Source organism: Pseudomonas sp. GD03903, assembly GCF_029840045.1.
GTDB classification, from domain to species: domain Bacteria; phylum Pseudomonadota; class Gammaproteobacteria; order Pseudomonadales; family Pseudomonadaceae; genus Pseudomonas; species Pseudomonas pseudonitroreducens.
Map to the genome: position 1 here is coordinate 245,575 of NZ_JAOCBT010000006.1, position 16,573 is coordinate 262,147.

General features: G+C 65.0%; 14 protein-coding genes. 10 read left to right on the plus strand and 4 right to left on the minus strand.

The annotated features are described in order from the left end of the window. Window positions 1-7: 7 nt before the first annotated feature. Entirely contained in the window at window positions 8-2,398 is a 2,391-nt protein-coding gene (locus N5C91_RS12060) for a hybrid sensor histidine kinase/response regulator (RefSeq protein ID WP_279830030.1), read from the minus strand. 208 nt (window positions 2,399-2,606) lie between these two features. Here N5C91_RS12060 and N5C91_RS12065 point away from each other — a divergent pair, with 208 nt between their 5' ends. The 4 genes from N5C91_RS12065 (at window position 2,607) to N5C91_RS12080 (ending at window position 6,162) form a co-directional block, all read left to right on the plus strand. Then, a complete protein-coding gene (locus N5C91_RS12065; protein ID WP_279829850.1) occupies window positions 2,607-3,404 on the plus strand; it encodes a hydroxymethylpyrimidine/phosphomethylpyrimidine kinase in 798 nt (265 codons plus the stop codon). Between the two features lie 28 nt (window positions 3,405-3,432). Beyond that, the gene (gene thiE, locus N5C91_RS12070) at window positions 3,433-4,062 is read left to right on the plus strand and encodes a thiamine phosphate synthase (RefSeq protein WP_279829852.1); all 630 of its coding nucleotides are present in this window, start codon (window positions 3,433-3,435) and stop codon (window positions 4,060-4,062) included. Between the two features lie 42 nt (window positions 4,063-4,104). Further along, window positions 4,105-5,391 (plus strand): glutamate-1-semialdehyde 2,1-aminomutase, encoded by a 1,287-nt coding sequence (gene hemL / locus N5C91_RS12075; RefSeq protein ID WP_279829854.1) that lies wholly within the window; start codon window positions 4,105-4,107, stop codon window positions 5,389-5,391. Between the two features lie 228 nt (window positions 5,392-5,619). Next, a complete protein-coding gene (locus tag N5C91_RS12080; RefSeq protein WP_017521798.1) occupies window positions 5,620-6,162 on the plus strand; it encodes a tetratricopeptide repeat protein in 543 nt (180 codons plus the stop codon). Window positions 6,163-6,276: 114 nt separating this feature from the next. On the opposite strand, the gene N5C91_RS12085 is transcribed toward N5C91_RS12080, so the two are convergent. Further along, on the minus strand, window positions 6,277-6,609 hold the full coding sequence (locus tag N5C91_RS12085; RefSeq protein ID WP_054906781.1) for a DUF1820 family protein: 333 nt from the start codon (window positions 6,607-6,609) through the stop codon (window positions 6,277-6,279). Window positions 6,610-6,757: 148 nt separating this feature from the next. Here N5C91_RS12085 and miaB point away from each other — a divergent pair, with 148 nt between their 5' ends. The 5 genes from miaB (at window position 6,758) to lnt (ending at window position 12,304) form a co-directional block, all read left to right on the plus strand. Next, window positions 6,758-8,095: a tRNA (N6-isopentenyl adenosine(37)-C2)-methylthiotransferase MiaB gene (gene miaB, locus N5C91_RS12090; protein WP_236172445.1), complete on the plus strand. Its 1,338-nt coding sequence runs from the start codon at window positions 6,758-6,760 to the stop codon at window positions 8,093-8,095. 104 nt (window positions 8,096-8,199) lie between these two features. Next, on the plus strand, window positions 8,200-9,201 hold the full coding sequence (locus tag N5C91_RS12095) for a PhoH family protein (protein WP_279829859.1): 1,002 nt from the start codon (window positions 8,200-8,202) through the stop codon (window positions 9,199-9,201). Continuing rightward, window positions 9,194-9,655: an rRNA maturation RNase YbeY gene (ybeY, locus tag N5C91_RS12100; protein ID WP_279829861.1), complete on the plus strand. Its 462-nt coding sequence runs from the start codon at window positions 9,194-9,196 to the stop codon at window positions 9,653-9,655. The genes N5C91_RS12095 and ybeY overlap by 8 nt, the downstream gene beginning before the upstream one ends. 19 nt (window positions 9,656-9,674) lie before the next feature. Continuing rightward, window positions 9,675-10,514: an HlyC/CorC family transporter gene (locus N5C91_RS12105; RefSeq protein WP_169942182.1), complete on the plus strand. Its 840-nt coding sequence runs from the start codon at window positions 9,675-9,677 to the stop codon at window positions 10,512-10,514. Between the two features lie 257 nt (window positions 10,515-10,771). Continuing rightward, window positions 10,772-12,304 carry an apolipoprotein N-acyltransferase gene (lnt, locus tag N5C91_RS12110; RefSeq protein WP_236172442.1) on the plus strand — a complete coding sequence of 511 codons (1,533 nt, stop codon included), beginning with the start codon at window positions 10,772-10,774 and terminating at the stop codon, window positions 12,302-12,304. 141 nt (window positions 12,305-12,445) lie between these two features. Here the strand turns inward: lnt and N5C91_RS12115 are convergent, their stop codons facing one another. Next, entirely contained in the window at window positions 12,446-13,207 is a 762-nt protein-coding gene (locus N5C91_RS12115) for a YdcF family protein (protein WP_279829866.1), read from the minus strand. Window positions 13,208-13,253: 46 nt separating this feature from the next. Beyond that, the gene (locus N5C91_RS12120; protein WP_236172440.1) at window positions 13,254-13,685 is read right to left on the minus strand and encodes a hypothetical protein; all 432 of its coding nucleotides are present in this window, start codon (window positions 13,683-13,685) and stop codon (window positions 13,254-13,256) included. Window positions 13,686-13,920: 235 nt separating this feature from the next. Between N5C91_RS12120 and leuS the strand changes: the two genes are divergently transcribed. Beyond that, entirely contained in the window at window positions 13,921-16,542 is a 2,622-nt protein-coding gene (leuS, locus tag N5C91_RS12125) for a leucine--tRNA ligase (protein ID WP_279829869.1), read from the plus strand. Window positions 16,543-16,573: the final 31 nt, after the last annotated feature.

The window sequence follows — 16,573 nt, forward strand, 5'->3', positions numbered from 1 at the left end:
TCCAGCCTCAGGCGTGACTGGGCAGCGCCGGCTGGCACAGCAGCCAGTCATGCAGCAGCGCCTGCAGCTCCTCGAACTTCACCGGCTTGGCCATGTAGTCGCTCATCCCGGCCGCCAGGCAACGCTCGCGGTCGCCGCTGTGGCTATGGGCGGTGATGGCCAGCACCGGCAGATCGGCGCAACCCGGCAGCGTGCGGATCGCCCGGCAGGTAGCAAAACCGTCCATCACCGGCATCTGGCAGTCCAGCAGCACGGTGTCGATGGTTTCCCGGCGCAGCAACTCGATGGCTTCGGCGCCGTTATCGGCAGTGCGCACGCGGTAACCGAGCTTGAGCAGCATGCCGCGGATGACCAACTGGTTGATGGCATTGTCTTCCACCACCAGCACCGTGCACTGGTCCGGGCCGCGCAACACCTGGCCGCCCGCGCGGCGCGGCGGCGGGGCAATGTTCTGCACCGGCTGGCCGACCTGCAGTTCCAGGGCAAAGCGACTGCCCTGCCCTGGCACGGATTCGTGGGTCAAGGTGCCGCCCAGCAATGCAACCAGCTTGCGGCACAACGCCAGGCCGATACCCAGGCCGCCGTATTCGCGGGTCAGCGAACCATCGAGCTGGAAGAAGCGCTGGTACAGCGCGCCATCCGGCGGGGTGGAGAAACCGATGCCGCTATCCTGCACCTCGATGCGCAAGGCCAGCCCTTCTTTGCCCGGCACGCCACCCACACGCAGGTTGACACCACCCTGGTGGGTGAACTTGATGGCATTGTCGATCAGGTAACCCAGCGCCTGGGTCAGCTTGCCGGCATCACCCTCGAGGGTATCGGGCAGGCTCTCGTCCAGCTGCAGGACAAAGCGCAGCCCGCGCTCCTCGGCGCGCGGCGCGTACTGCGCACGCAGGCCATCGCACAGGCCGCGCAGGCTGAACGGTTCGCGGCGCGGATAGAGCTTGCCGGCCTGCAGCTCGATCAGCGCGAGGATGTCGTTGACCATGCGCATCATGTCCCGCGCCGAACCGGTGGCAGTCTTGTGGTACTGGCCCAGCTCGACATCCATCGGCACGGTCTGCATCAGCTCCAGCGAGCCGATCACCCCGCTCATGGGAGTGCGCAGCTCGTGGGTGACAGTCGCGAGGAACTCATCCTTCAGGCGGTTGCTGCTGGCCAGTTCCAGGTTCAACTGCTCCAGCTTGCGACTGGTTTCCTGGAGGATCCGCGTGCGCTCTTCCTTCATCGCATTGATACGGTCAGCCAGGGCCAGTGACAGCAGGCCGACTTCCAGCGCCGAACCGATCTGGCTGGCGTACATGGTGAGGAAGACGTTCGGCAGAAAGCCCAGCACCATCAGCGTGTTGATGACCCCACCAAGCAGGAAGGCGCTCCAGGCGAAGATGAAGTAGCGCGCCACGCGCATGCCGCGCAGCCAGGCGAGGATGCCGGCGGCAAAGATCACCACGGTAAAGGCCAGCGCAAGGTAGGTGGCCAGGCGCAGGGCGACGGCGTAGCTGACGGTCAGCGCCAGCACCATCACCAGCGCGCCGACGGCCATCAGCACGCGCAGGATGCGATCGATCCACAGGCTGTGCTCGCGGGTGTGCAGGAAGCTGCGCGCGAACTGGCAACCGAACAGCCCGGCCGAACCGATCAGGAACGGCGTGGAGGCGTTGGCCCACCAGGGGTTGTTCGGCCAGAAGTATTCGATGCCCGCACCGTTGACCGATATCTGGTAGAAACCGAACGAGGCTATATAGAGGATGTAATAGAGGTAGCTGGTGTCACGCACGCTGAGGAAGATGAACAGGTTGTAGATCAGCATCACCAGCAGCACGCCATAGATGATGCCCAGCACATAAATGCGCTGCGGCTGTTCCTCGAGGTAGGCCTTGGGCGACCAGAGCGTCAGCGGCGCCTGGATCGAGCCCTGGCTTTCCAGGCGCAGGTAGACGCGCAGCGGCTTGCCCGGCTCCAGCTTGAGATCGAACAGGTAGTTGTTCTGGCGGATCGGCCGGCTGTCGAACGGCAACGTGTCGCCGGTGCGCTGGGCCAGCTTGAAGCCACCATTGCCATCGGGCAGGTAGAGCTCGAGCTTGTCCAGCGGCGGATAGGCCAGTTCGAGCAGCCAGTTGGCCGGATCTTTCGAGACCTGCGGCTGATAATCCAGGTCCAGGCGCAGCCAGAACACCGAGCGCGAATAACCGGCGTTGAGCACGTCGCGCTCATGCCGGCGGAAACTGGCGGCCAGCGCCGGCGAGCTGATCTCGGCGATATCGGCGGTGCCGCGCACGTCCTCGAAGACGTCCATCGCCCGCCCCAGGGGCAATTGCCCGACGTGCTCATCGAAGCTGATGGCGCTCGCCACTGGCGAGAGGATGAGTAGGATCAGGAAGATCAGCCAGTGCCGCATGGTGCCCCGCAGTGCCACCGACAGCCGCGCCGGAGATCCCCATCTCCCGCTTTGGCGCGCCGTGGAGGCGTTGTGTTGGAATCGGCGAACTCTAGCACAGGCCTTGTGCCCCGTGGCATTCGACCATTCGGCCAGGCAACGGCCGGGCGTTGCGCAATGGACCGTTCGGTCAGCTCAGCGGCGCATTTTGGTGATAAGCTCCCGCGCCATGAAAACACCTGCCTCCCGTCCCGTAGTGCTCTGCCTGTCCGGTCACGATCCCAGTGGCGGCGCCGGCTTGCAGGCCGATATCGAAGCCCTGATCGCCCAAGGCTGCCACGCGGCGCCTACCGTCACCGCACTGACCGTTCAGGATACCGTCAACGTTTCCGACTTCCGCGTGCTCGACCGCGAGTGGGTGCTGGCCCAGGCCAACGCCGTGATCGCCGACCTGCCGGTGGCCGCGGTCAAGCTGGGCATGCTCGGCTCGGTGCAGATGGTCGATACCGTCGTCGAGATCATGCAGTCCCTGCCGGGCATCCCGCTGGTCTGTGACCCGGTGCTGCGCGCCGGTGGCGGCGGTTCGCTGGGCAAGGACGACGTCGGCTACGCCATGCGCGAACGCCTGCTGCCGATCGCCGCCGTGGCCACGCCGAACCTGCCGGAAGCGCGCATCCTCGCCGAACTGCCCGAGGGCACCGCGGACGAGTGCGCCGACAAGCTGCTGCCGTATATCCAGACCCTGCTGATCACCGGCGGCCATGGCGACGAGTCCGAAGTGCACAATCGCCTGTACACCCGTGAAGGCCAGCGCCACACCTTCACCTGCCAGCGCCTGCCCGGCAGCTACCACGGCTCCGGTTGCACCCTGGCGAGTACGCTTGCCGGCCGCCTGGCCCTGGGCGAGGAACTGGTGAGCGCGGTACGCAGCGCCCTGGACTACACCTGGCGCACCCTGCGCGACGCGGAAGCCCCTGGCCACGGCCAGTACGTTCCACGCCGGCTGCCGCTGGACTACTGCCACTGATTCAACCGCACCAATGATCGAGGCACCGATGAAACTGCGCGGACTCTACGCCATCACCGACAGCCAACTGCTCGACGGCGGCCGCCTGCTGCCTTACGTCGAAGCCGCCCTGAAGGGCGGCGCCAAACTGCTGCAGTACCGCGACAAGTCCGACGACGCTTCGCGCCGCCTGCGCGAAGCCGAGGCCCTGCGCGATCTCTGCGCGCGCCATGGCGCCACGCTGCTGATCAACGATGACGCCGAACTGGCCGCGCGCCTGGGCGTCAGCGTGCACCTGGGGCAGACAGACGGCTCGCTGGCCGCGGCTCGCGCCCTGCTTGGCCGCGATGCCGTCATCGGCGGCACCTGCCACGCCAGCCTCGAGCTGGCCGAGAAAGCCATCGCCGAAGGGGCAAGCTACGTCGCCTTCGGCCGCTTCTTCGCCTCCCAGACCAAGCCCGGCGCATCCGCCGCCAGCCTCGAACTGCTGGAGCAGGCCAAGGCCCGCTTCAACGTGCCGCTGGTGGCCATCGGCGGCGTGACCCTGGATAACGCGCCCGAGCTGATCGCCCGCGGCGCCGACATGATCGCCGTGATCCACGCGCTGTTCGCCGCCGACTCCCCGGCCGAAGTCGAACAGCGCGCACGCGCCTTCAGCCAACTCTTCGAAACCCGCTGAGCGCCCACGCGCCCGGCCCTTCACAGCTTCGCGAGGTACACCATGTCCCGTTCCGAAACGCTTTTCGCCAATGCCCAGAAACACATCCCCGGTGGCGTGAACTCGCCGGTGCGCGCGTTCAAGAGCGTCGGCGGCACCCCGCTGTTCTTCAAGCACGCGGAAGGCGCCTACGTGGTGGACGAGGATGACAAGCGCTACGTCGACTACGTCGGTTCCTGGGGCCCGATGATCCTCGGCCACAGCCACCCGGACGTGCTCGATGCCGTGCGCAAGCAGCTCGACCACGGCCTGTCCTACGGCGCGCCGACCGCGCTGGAAGTGGAAATGGCTGATCTGGTCTGCTCGCTGGTGCCGTCCATGGACATGGTGCGCATGGTCAGCTCCGGCACCGAAGCCACCATGAGCGCCATCCGCCTGGCCCGTGGCTACACCGGCCGCGACAGCATCATCAAGTTCGAGGGCTGCTACCACGGCCACTCCGACAGCCTGCTGGTGAAAGCCGGCTCCGGCGCCCTGACCTTCGGCGTGCCGAACTCTCCCGGCGTGCCGGCAGCCTTCGCCAAGCACACCCTGACCCTGCCCTACAACGACATCGCCGCCGTCGAGAAGACCCTGGGCGAAGTCGGCAAGGACGTGGCCTGCATCATCGTCGAACCGGTCGCCGGCAACATGAACTGCGTGCCGCCCGCGCCGGGCTTCCTCGAAGGCCTGCGCAGCCTGTGCGACAAGCACGGCGTGGTGCTGATCTTCGACGAAGTGATGACCGGCTTCCGCGTCGCCCTCGGCGGCGCCCAGGCGCACTACGGCATCACCCCGGACCTGTCGACCTTCGGCAAGATCATCGGCGGCGGCATGCCGGTGGGCGCCTTTGGCGGCAAGCGCGAGATCATGGAGCAGATTTCCCCGCTCGGCCCGGTCTACCAGGCCGGCACCCTGTCGGGCAACCCGCTGGCCATGGCCGCCGGCCTGACCACCCTGCGCCTGATCAGCCGCCCCGGCTTCCACGACGAGCTGACCACCTACACCACCCGCATGCTACAAGGCCTGCAGGAGCGCGCGGACGCTGCCGGCATCCCCTTCGTGACCACCCAGGCGGGCGCCGCGATGTTCGGCCTGTACTTCACCGGCGCCGACGCCATCGTCACCTTCGACGACGTGATGACCAGCGATGCGGAACGCTTCAAGCGCTTCTTCCACCTGATGCTGGATGCCGGCGTCTACCTGGCTCCGAGCGCCTTCGAGGCCGGTTTCACCTCCATCGCCCACGGCGAAACCGAGCTGAAACTGACCCTGGACGCCGCCGAGCGCGCATTCGCCGCCCTCAAGTAAGCCGCTCCACGCAGGGCGCCCATCCGGGCGCCCTGCGCTCTGCCCCGAGGCTTTCGGGGCTTTATCCTGGCGTTACACCGCCCCCGCCGCCGTAGCCGTTTCCAGCAAAAAAACAGAAAAGAAGGTAAAGACTTTGTAAGGAGGCGCCGGCTTATTTCATAATGTGAAGGCTGGCGCATTTCGCTGGCCGGGTTTTACCCGCCCCGATCCTGGAGGCCGTTTCTCCCCATGTACCGTTCTGGTCGCACGCTGCTGGGCTGCCTGTTGCTCGCACTGCCCCTGTTCACTCAGGCGGGCGGCAACTCGCTGCTGATTCCAGCCACCGGGCGCTGCACCCTGAACACCGTGCCCGAACAGCTGCAGCAGGCCCTGGCCAGCTGCCAGCAGGCCGCCAATGCCGGCGACGCACAGGCACAGTTCGAACTGGGGGAATTCTTCTATACCGGCGAACGCGCCCCGCGCGACTTCCAGGCCGCCCTGCACTGGTACGAGAAGGCTTCGCTGCAGGGCCACGCCGATGCACAGCTGCGCCTGGGCACCATGTTCTTCCGTGGTGAAGGTGTGAAAGCCAACAATGTGCAGGCCTACATCGTGCTGAAGATGGCCGCGGTCAACGGCGCCGAAGACGCCATGGACAGTGCCGACCTGGTCGCCGAGCAGATGAACAAGGACGAGCTGGACATCGCCACCAAGGTGCTCGGGCAGATCTTCCGCAACTACCTGATCGAACTGCAGACCGCCGGCAACTCGCCGTTCTCGCCGCTGCCCTGAGCCACACGCCAAACACCACTCCCTGTAGGAGCGAGCTTGCTCGCGAACAGGGCTATTCGGCTGATGTCGGCGTCGGGCGGTTCGCGAGCACGCTCGCTCCTACGAAGTGATGAATCAGCTGTCCTTGCTCGGCATCGGCATGGGGAACGGCATCACGTTGCCGGTGATCTTGGCATCGCTGATCTTCGCGGTACCCAGGCGCTCCACCTCGTCGATGCGGATGATCGAGTGCAACGGCACGAAGCTGCGGATGACGCCATCGAACTGCGCCTTGAGCTTCTCCTCGCTGGGGTCGACCACTACCTGGGTGCGCTCGCCGAAGACGAACTCCTCGATCTCCAGGAAGCCCCACAGATCGCTCTGGTAGATCTGTTTGGCGTACATCTCGTACACCTGGCCCTGGTTGAGGAAGACCACCTTGTAGATCGGGTTCTCGCGCTTGCTCATGAACGAAGGATGACAGCTTTGCAAAAAGGGCACGCAGCATAGCACAGCCGCGCGACCTCCAGGCCGGCCCCTGCCCCAGCCGGTGGCAGACGACTCGCCTCGGGCTTATAATGCGCGGTCATTTTTTAACCAGACCAAGAAAGACTCCATGGCCAAGAAGCTTTTCATCCAGACCCACGGTTGCCAGATGAACGAGTACGACAGCTCGCGCATGGCCGATCTGCTGGGTGAACACCAGGCCCTGGAAATCACCGAAAAGGCTGAAGAAGCCGACGTCATCCTGCTCAATACCTGCTCGATCCGCGAGAAGGCCCAGGAGAAGGTGTTCTCCGAACTGGGCGCCTGGCGCACGCTGAAGCAACAGAACCCGAACCTGGTCATCGGCGTCGGCGGCTGCGTGGCCAGCCAGGAAGGCGCGGCGATTCGCGAGCGAGCGCCCTACGTCGACGTAGTCTTCGGCCCGCAAACGCTGCACCGCCTGCCGGAAATGATCGACGCCGCCCGCACCACACGCAAACCGCAGGTGGACGTGTCCTTCCCGGAGATCGAAAAGTTCGACCGCCTGCCCGAGCCACAGGTGAACGGCCCGACGGCCTTCGTCTCGGTGATGGAAGGCTGCAGCAAGTACTGCACCTTCTGCGTGGTGCCCTACACCCGTGGCGAGGAAGTCAGCCGGCCGTTCGACGACGTGCTGGCCGAAGTGATCCACCTGGCCGAGAACGGCGTGAAGGAAGTGACCCTGCTGGGCCAGAACGTCAACGGCTACCGTGGCCAGACCCACGACGGCCGCATCGCCGATTTTGCCGAACTGATCCGCGTGGTCGCCGAGGTCGATGGCATCGAGCGCATCCGCTACACCACCTCGCACCCGCTGGAGTTCTCCGACTCGCTGATCGCCGCCCACGCCGAGGTGCCGCAGCTGGTGAAGTTCGTCCACCTGCCGGTGCAGGCTGGCTCCGACCGCATCCTCGCGGCAATGAAGCGCAACCACACCGCGCTGGAATACAAGTCGCGCATCCGCAAGCTGAAGGCCGCGGTGCCGGACATCTGCATCAGCTCGGACTTCATCATCGGCTTCCCCGGCGAGACCGAGAAGGATTTCGAGCAGACCATGAAGCTGGTGGAAGACGTCGGTTTCGACTTTTCCTTCTCCTTCATCTACAGCTCGCGCCCGGGCACCCCGGCCGCCGACCTGGTGGACGACACCCCCGACGAAGTGAAGAAGCAGCGCCTGCTAATCCTCAACAGCCGCCTCAACCAGCAGGGTTTCGAGATCAGCCGACGGATGGTCGGCAGCATCCAGCGCATCCTCGTCACCGACTACGCTAAGCGCGACCCCGGCCAGCTCCAGGGCCGTACCGAGAACAACCGCGTGGTCAACTTCCGCTGCGACAATCCGCGCCTGATCGGCCAGTTCGTCGACGTGGAAATCTACGAGGCACTGCCCAATTCCCTGCGCGCGACCCTGGTGGAAGCACGTCACTGAACCTCGACCGTTGAATCCCCCGTTGGCGACTGAACTTTCGTACTCGCTCGCCGGGGGTTATTCTTCGACCATCTCCCTTTGCAGCACGGCGACCTAGACAGCCCTTGAACGCCCCCCTGGATATCCATCGATTCATGCTCGAGCCCTTCGAGGCCCGCAGCTTCGCCAACCTGTGCGGCCAGTTCGACGAACACCTGCACCAGATCGAGAAGCGCCTCGGCATCGAGATCCGCAACCGCGGCAACCAGTTCGAACTGGTCGGCGACCCCGAGCGCACCCAGGCCGCCGAGAACCTCCTGCAGCGCCTCTACCGCGAAGTGCAGAACGGCACCGAGATGACACCCGACCTGGTGCACCTGTTCCTGCAGGAGTCCGGCCTGGAAGAACTCGCCGTCGAGCCCGTCGTCCCGCTGGTGACGCTCAAGACCCGCCAGGCACACATCCGTCCGCGCGGCGCGAACCAGCAGCGCTACGTCAAGGCGATCCTCGACCACGACATCAACTTCGGCATCGGCCCGGCCGGCACCGGCAAGACCTACCTCGCCGTCGCCTGCGCCGTGGACGCCCTGGAGCGTGAGCAGATCCGCCGCATCCTGCTGGTGCGCCCGGCGGTGGAAGCCGGTGAGAAGCTCGGCTTCCTGCCCGGCGACCTGTCGCAGAAGATCGACCCCTATCTGCGCCCGCTCTACGACGCGCTGTACGAGATGCTCGGCTTCGAGACCGTGGCCAAGCTGATCGAACGCCAGGTCATCGAGGTCGCGCCGCTCGCCTACATGCGCGGCCGCACGCTGAGCAACAGCTTCATCATCCTCGACGAAAGCCAGAACACCACGATGGAACAGATGAAGATGTTCCTCACCCGGATCGGCTTCGGCTCCACCGCGGTGATCACCGGCGACGTCACCCAGGTCGACCTGCCCAAGGGCACCCGCTCGGGGCTCAAGCATGTGATGGAAGTGCTGCGCGACGTCCCCGGCATCAGCTTCACCCACTTCAAGTCCAAGGACGTCGTGCGCCACCCGCTGGTGCAGCGCATCGTCGACGCCTACGACGCCTATGAGAACCGTCTGACCGGCATAGAAGGCCAGGGCAACAAGAATGCTTGAACTGGACCTGCAGGTCGCCTCCGAAGCGGCCGGCCTGCCGAGCGAGGCCGAGTTCAGAACCTGGTGCGAACTGGCCCTGCGCCAGCGCCAGAATGATTCTGAACTCACCATCCGCCTGGTGGACGAAGCCGAAGGGCGCGAACTGAACAAGACCTGGCGGCACAAGGACTACGCCACCAACGTACTGTCCTTCCCCGCCGATGTTCCCGATGAGCTGCTGGATATCCCGCTGCTCGGCGACCTGGTGATCTGCGCCCCCGTGGTCACCCGCGAGGCCGCCGAACAGGGCAAGTCCGTGCAGGCCCACTGGGCCCACCTCGTCATCCATGGCTGCCTCCACCTGCTCGGCTACGATCACATCGACGATGTGGAAGCCGAGGATATGGAAGGTCTGGAACGGGAATTGCTGGCCGAACTGGGTCACCCCGACCCGTACGCGGCCGATGAAGAATAAAAGCCACTGAGCAGGAATGATGAGCGAAGACCGATCGAGCAATGGGCACAAGTCGTGGTTGGACAAGATCACCCAGGCTTTTGCCCATGAGCCGAGAAACCGCCAGGAGCTCCTCGAGCTGCTGCGCGAAGCCCACGACAACAAGCTGCTCGACAGCGAAGCGTTGTCCATCGTCGAAGGCGCAATCCAGGTAGCGGACCTCCAGGTCCGCGACATCATGGTGCCGCGCTCGCAGATGATCAGCATCAAGGCCACCCAGACCCCGCGCGAGTTCCTCCCGGCGATCATCGAGGCGGCGCACTCGCGCTACCCCGTGGTCGGCGAGAGCCTGGACGACGTCATGGGGGTGCTGCTGGCCAAGGACCTGTTGCCGCTGATCCTTCACGACAACGCACACGCCTTCAATATCAAGGACCTGCTGCGGCCGGCCACCTTCGTCCCGGAATCCAAGCGACTCAACGTGCTGCTGCGCGAGTTCCGTGCCAACCACAACCACATGGCCATCGTCATCGACGAGTACGGCGGCGTGGCGGGGTTGGTGACCATCGAGGACGTGCTGGAGCAGATCGTCGGCGATATCGAGGACGAGCACGACGTCGAGGAGGACAGCTACATCAAGCCACTGCCCAGCGGCGATTTCATCGTCAAGGCACTGACCCCGGTGGAAGCCTTCAACGACTTCTTCGGCGCGGAGTTCTCCGACGAGGAGTTCGACACCGTCGGCGGCGTGGTGATGAGCGCCTTCGGTCACCTGCCCAAGCGCAACGAAACCACCGAGCTGGGCGGCTTCCGCTTCCGCGTGCTCAACGCGGACAGTCGCCGACTGCACCTGCTGCGCCTCACCCCGCTGCAAGACTAAGGGGTAGGCCAGGCAGGAGCGAGCTTGCGCCCCACAGGGATGTGGGAAATGCCGTTATCCGCAGGGAACGGATTCGGCCTCGCGAACCAACTCCGGCGCGGGGTCGTTCGCGGGCAAGCTCGCTCCTACAATCAGCTCGGACCTTTCCTGCAACACCCTGCCGCAGTCGGCTCATGGCTTTTGGCTTTCATCCCCATAGCCTACCGTTCGTCTCTCCATTACTCTTGCGCATCGCTAAAACGCAACAAGGATTTCCGATGCGCTGGATCACCCGCCCCGGCCTGCCAGGCCATCTGCTCGCCCTGGCCGCCGGCGCGCTCACTCCGCTGTTCCTGGCACCGTTCGGCTACTGGCCGCTGGCGGTGCTGTCGCTGGCCCTGTTCTACCTCGGCCTGCGTGGTACCACCGCTGGCTCGGCACTGTGGCGCGGCTGGTGGTACGGCTTCGGCGCCTTCATCGCCGGCACCAGCTGGATCTACTTCAGCATCCATAACTTCGGCGGCGCCTCCGGGCCGCTGGCCGGCTTCCTGGTGGCCGGTTTCAGTGCCGGTGTAGCCTTCTTCTTCGCCCTGCCGGCCTGGGTCTGGGCGCGCTTCTTGCGCCGCAACAACGCCCCGATCAGCGATGCGCTGGCCTTCGCCGCGCTGTGGGTGGTGCTGGAACTGTTCCGCAGCTGGTTCCTCACCGGTTTCCCCTGGCTCTACGCTGGCTACAGCCAGCTGGAAGGTCCGCTGGCCGGCCTCGCCCCCCTGGGCGGCGTATGGCTGGTGTCGTTCGCCATTGCCCTGAGCGCTGCGCTGATCATCAATATCCCGGCACTGAGCCGACGCCCGGCGCGCCTGGTCGCCGGCCTGATCCTGCTGATCGCGCCCTGGGCCGTGGGGCTGGGCTACAAAGGCCACGCCTGGACCAGCCCCGCCGGAGCAGCGCTGAAGGTCGCCGCGCTGCAGGGCAACATCGCCCAGGAAATGAAGTGGGACCCGAAAGCCATCACTCACCAGCTGGAGCTGTACCGCGACCTGACCGCCGAGCAGAGCGGCGTTGACCTGATCGTCTGGCCGGAAACCGCCGTGCCGGTGCTCAAGGACCAGGCCACCGGCTACCTGGAGATGATCAACGGCGTCGCCAGCGCCAAGAAGGCCGCACTCATCACTGGCGTGCCGGTGCGCGAGAAGACTGCCGAGGGCATCCGCTACTACAACGGCATCACCGTGGTCGGCGAAGGCGGCGGCAACTACCTCAAGCAGAAACTGGTGCCCTTCGGCGAATACGTTCCGCTGCAGGACGTGCTGCGCGGTCTGATCGCCTTCTTCGATCTGCCCATGTCCGACTTCGCCCGCGGTCCGGCCGACCAGCCGCTGCTCAAGGCCAAGGGCTATTCCGTGGCACCGTACATCTGCTACGAAGTGGTCTATCCGGAATTCGCCGCCGAGCTCGCCGCACAGAGCCAACTGCTGCTGACGATCAGCAACGACGCCTGGTTCGGCACCTCCATCGGCCCGTTGCAGCACCTGCAGATGGCGCAGATGCGTGCCCTGGAAGCCGGGCGCTGGATGGTCCGCGGCACCAACAACGGCGTCACCGCGCTGATCGACCCGTTCGGCAAGCTGGCAGTACAGATCCCGCAGTTCCAGCAAGGCGTGCTGCACGGCGAAGTGGTACCGATGCAGGGCCTGACGCCCTACCTGAAGTGGCGCGTCTGGCCGCTGGCGATCCTCAGCGCCGTGTTGCTGGTGTGGGCCCTGGTACGCCGTCGCACGCACCCGGAAGAACGCCGACTGTTCGGCTGACTCCCACGAAAAAGGGCCTCATTGCGAGGCCCTTCTTCTTGGGATAAGGCAAAAACCTGCGTAGGAGCGGACTCCGTCCGCGATCGGTCCGCCTCGCGCCTGAAACCATCGCGGACGAAGTCCGCTCCTACCTAAAGCCAGCTATCGGTAAAACAACCGATACCCCACCAGCCCGATCGCCTCGTTGAGCAATTGCCCGCTCTGCCAGATCGCCCGGCCTTCCGGCAGCCAGCCGCCCATGGGCACCACATCATCCGTACCGATGTAGCCCGCAGGCGCCGGCAGCACTTCCAATCCGGCCTTCTCGAAGCTCCAGATCGAACGCGGCATGTGAATGGCGCTGGTGACCAATACCACTCGCTGGATACCGGCCTCGCGCAGCATCTGCGCGCTGAACAGCGCATTCTCCCAGGTCGTGCGGCTACGCCCCTCCTCCCAGCGCACCGGCACGCCATAGTCGTCCAGCAGGCTCTGCGCCATGATCCGCGCTTCGGAAGGCGGCGTGTAGTAATGCAGACCGCCAGAGACCAGTACCGGCAGGCCGCTGGCCTTGGCCAGGCGGGCCGCGTAGCGAATACGTTCGCGGGCCATCAGGCCGGGCTGGTCCTCGTCCCAGGCACGATCCCCGCGCACTCGGCCGGCACCCAGCACCACGATGGCATCAGCGTGCTGCGCCAACCCCGCCCAGTCCGTCTGCTTCAGCGGCTCCTGCTGTTCCAGCTGTCGCGCGCCCCACTCCACCGTCACCGGCAGGCTCATCAGCAGCAGGCCGAGGAACCCGGAAAAGAAGCAGAAAAGAGAAAAACGCGGATAGCGCCGGCGCAACATGAAGCCCAGCAGCAACAACAGCAGGAGTAGTCCCGGCGGCATGAAAATCTGTTTGAGGATGAAGCGGATAGGCATTGGCGACTCCTTGTCGAGGCGCCAAGCCTAACGGATCGGGAAACGCTCAGCGTGCTTTCGCGTTGCGGAACAGCTGTGAACCGCAGGAGGTGCAGGGCAGCACACCCTGGTGGCGACTCCAGGCCACCGGCGAGCCACACAGCGCGCATTGCAGCGATTGCGGACGAGGCACCAGGCGCGGGCGGCTCGGCGGCACGGGATGACGTACCGGACGCGGGGCGCGGGAAGACGAGCGCTCGAGCAATGCCAACTCTTCAGCCGCAGCATGCCAGCCGCGCAACCAGTTCACATCCTGCTCGAGATAAGCCCGGATCAGCGCCATTTCCGCTTCGCTCAGGCCGCGCAACTCCAGCTCCATGGGGCATTCGTCACGTAGTCGCTCGGCGGTATCGGCTTCATCCAGAGCCAGCGCGAGTCGTTGCAACAACCGTTCATACAGACCGGAACCCGAAGCACTTGCGCGATGCAGCTCAGCCATCAGTCACCTCAAGACAGGCGGAAACCTCCCGCCCTCAGGCAAAGCTTAGCGGGCCACCCCAGCGGGCACCGAGCGTGCGACAAACGGCGCGGGCTACCGACTGAGGGTGGGGTCATGTATGCTACGAGGCTTTCTGTAGCCGCCCGACCCGTGTCTTCTCAGGGGTCGGTGGAGCGGAGAGCCACTCGACCTCCCCGGCCACACAATTCTCTTCCGTACAGGTTCAAATCGCGCCATGCACGAGCAATACCAGCCTCTCGAGATCGAATCCCAGGCCCAGACCTACTGGAATGAACACAACTCCTTCCGCGTCGACGAAGTCGCTGCCAAGGAGAAGTTCTACTGCCTGTCGATGTTCCCGTATCCGAGCGGCAAGCTACACATGGGGCATGTGCGCAACTACACCATCGGTGACGTGATCAGCCGCTACCACCGCATGCAGGGCAAGAACGTCCTGCAGCCGATGGGCTGGGACGCCTTCGGCATGCCGGCGGAAAACGCCGCGATGAAGAACAACGTCGCACCGGCAGCCTGGACCTACGACAACATCGCCTACATGAAGGCCCAGCTCAACAGCCTGGGCCTGGCCATCGACTGGTCCCGCGAAGTCACCACCTGCAAGCCGGATTACTACCGCTGGGAACAGTGGCTGTTCACCCGCCTGTTCGAGAAGGGCGTGATCTACCGCAAGAACGGCACCGTGAACTGGGACCCGGCGGACCAGACCGTACTGGCCAACGAGCAGGTCATCGACGGCCGTGGCTGGCGTTCGGGCGCGCTGATCGAAAAGCGCGAAATCCCGATGTACTACTTCAAGATCACCGCCTACGCCGAAGAGCTGCTGTCCAGCCTCGACGATCTGCCGGGCTGGCCGGAACAGGTCAAGACCATGCAGCGCAACTGGATCGGCAAGTCCCGCGGCATGGAGATCGCCTTCCCCTACGACCAGGCTTCCATCGGTGAAGCCGGCCAGCTGAAGGTCTTCACCACCCGTCCGGACACCCTGATGGGCGCCACCTACGTCGCCGTGGCCGCGGAGCATCCGCTGGCCACCCTGGCCGCCGAGCGTGATCCGTCGCTGCAGGCGTTCATCGACGAATGCAAGCGCGGCGGCGTCGCCGAAGCCGACATCGCCACCCAGGAGAAGAAAGGCGTCGCCACTTCCCTGTTCGTCGAACACCCGCTGACCGGCGACAAACTGCCGGTGTGGATCGCCAACTACGTCCTGATGACCTACGGCGAAGGCGCCGTGATGGCGGTTCCGGGTCACGACGAGCGCGACTTCGAGTTCTCCAGCAAGTACGGCCTGCCGATCGTCCAGGTCATCGCCAAAGTCGAAGGCGACAACGACTTCGAAGCCGGCACCTGGAAAGAGTGGTACGGCCTGAAGGACGACAGCGTCATCACCGTCAACTCCGGCAAATACGATGGCCTGGGCTACCAGGCTGCGTTCGACGCCATCGGCGCCGATCTCGCCGCCAAGAGCCTTGGCCAGCAGCGCACCCAGTTCCGCCTGCGCGACTGGGGCATCAGCCGCCAGCGCTACTGGGGCTGCCCGATCCCGATCATCCACTGCGACAGCTGTGGCGACGTGCCGGTGCCAGCCGACCAACTGCCGGTAGTCCTGCCTGAAGACGTCGTACCGGACGGCGCCGGTTCGCCGCTGGCCAAGCTGCCGTCGTTCTACGAGTGCAGTTGCCCTAAATGCGGCCAGCCGGCCAAGCGCGAAACCGACACCATGGACACCTTCGTCGAGTCGTCCTGGTATTTCGCCCGCTACGCCTGCCCGCAATTCGAAGACGGCATGCTGGACAAGAAGGCCGCCAACTACTGGCTGCCGGTCGACCAGTACATCGGCGGCATCGAGCACGCCATTCTCCACCTGCTCTACGCGCGCTTCTTCCACAAGCTGATGCGTGACGAAGGCCTGGTCGACTCCGACGAGCCGTTCAAGAATCTCCTGACCCAGGGCATGGTGGTCGCCGAGACCTACTACCGCGTTGCCGCCAATGGTGGCAAGGAATGGTTCAACCCGGCGGACGTGGAAGTCGAGCGTGACGCCAAGGCCAAGGTCATCGGCGCACGCCTGAAGACCGATGGCCTGCCGGTGGAAATCGGCGGCACCGAGAAGATGTCCAAGTCCAAGAACAACGGCGTGGACCCGCAGGCCATGATCGACGCCTACGGCGCCGACACCTGCCGCCTGTTCATGATGTTCGCCTCGCCGCCGGACATGAGCTGCGAATGGTCCGACTCCGGCATCGAAGGCGCCAACCGCTTCCTGCGCCGCGTCTGGCGTCTGGCCCAGGCCCACGTCAATGCAGGCCCTGCCGGCGCCGTGGACAAGTCCGCGCTGGACGATGCGCAGAAGGCCATCCACCGCGCCATCCACCTGGCGATCCGTCAGGCCAGCCAGGATGTCGGCCAGCACCACAAGTTCAACACCGCAATCGCCGCCGTGATGACCCTGATGAACGTGCTGGAGAAGGCCCCGGCCGAATCCGCCGCCGACCGCGCCCTGCTGCAGGAAGGCCTGGAAACCGTCACCCTGCTGTTGGCCCCGATCACCCCGCATATCTGCCACGTGGTCTGGGAAGAGCTGGGCAAGGACGGCGCCGTGATCGACGCCAGCTGGCCGCAAGTCGACGAAGCCGCCCTGGTGCAGGACAGCCTGCAACTGGTGGTACAGGTCAACGGCAAGCTGCGTGGCCACATCGAAATGCCCGCCAGCGCCAGCCGCGAGGAAGTCGAGGCAGCCGCCCGTGCCAACGAAAATGTCCTGCGCTTCACCGACGGCCTGACCATTCGCAAGGTCATCGTGGTGCCGGGCAAGCTGGTCAATATCGTCGCCAACTAAAAGCAACGCTGGAAAAGACCCATTCGCCCGT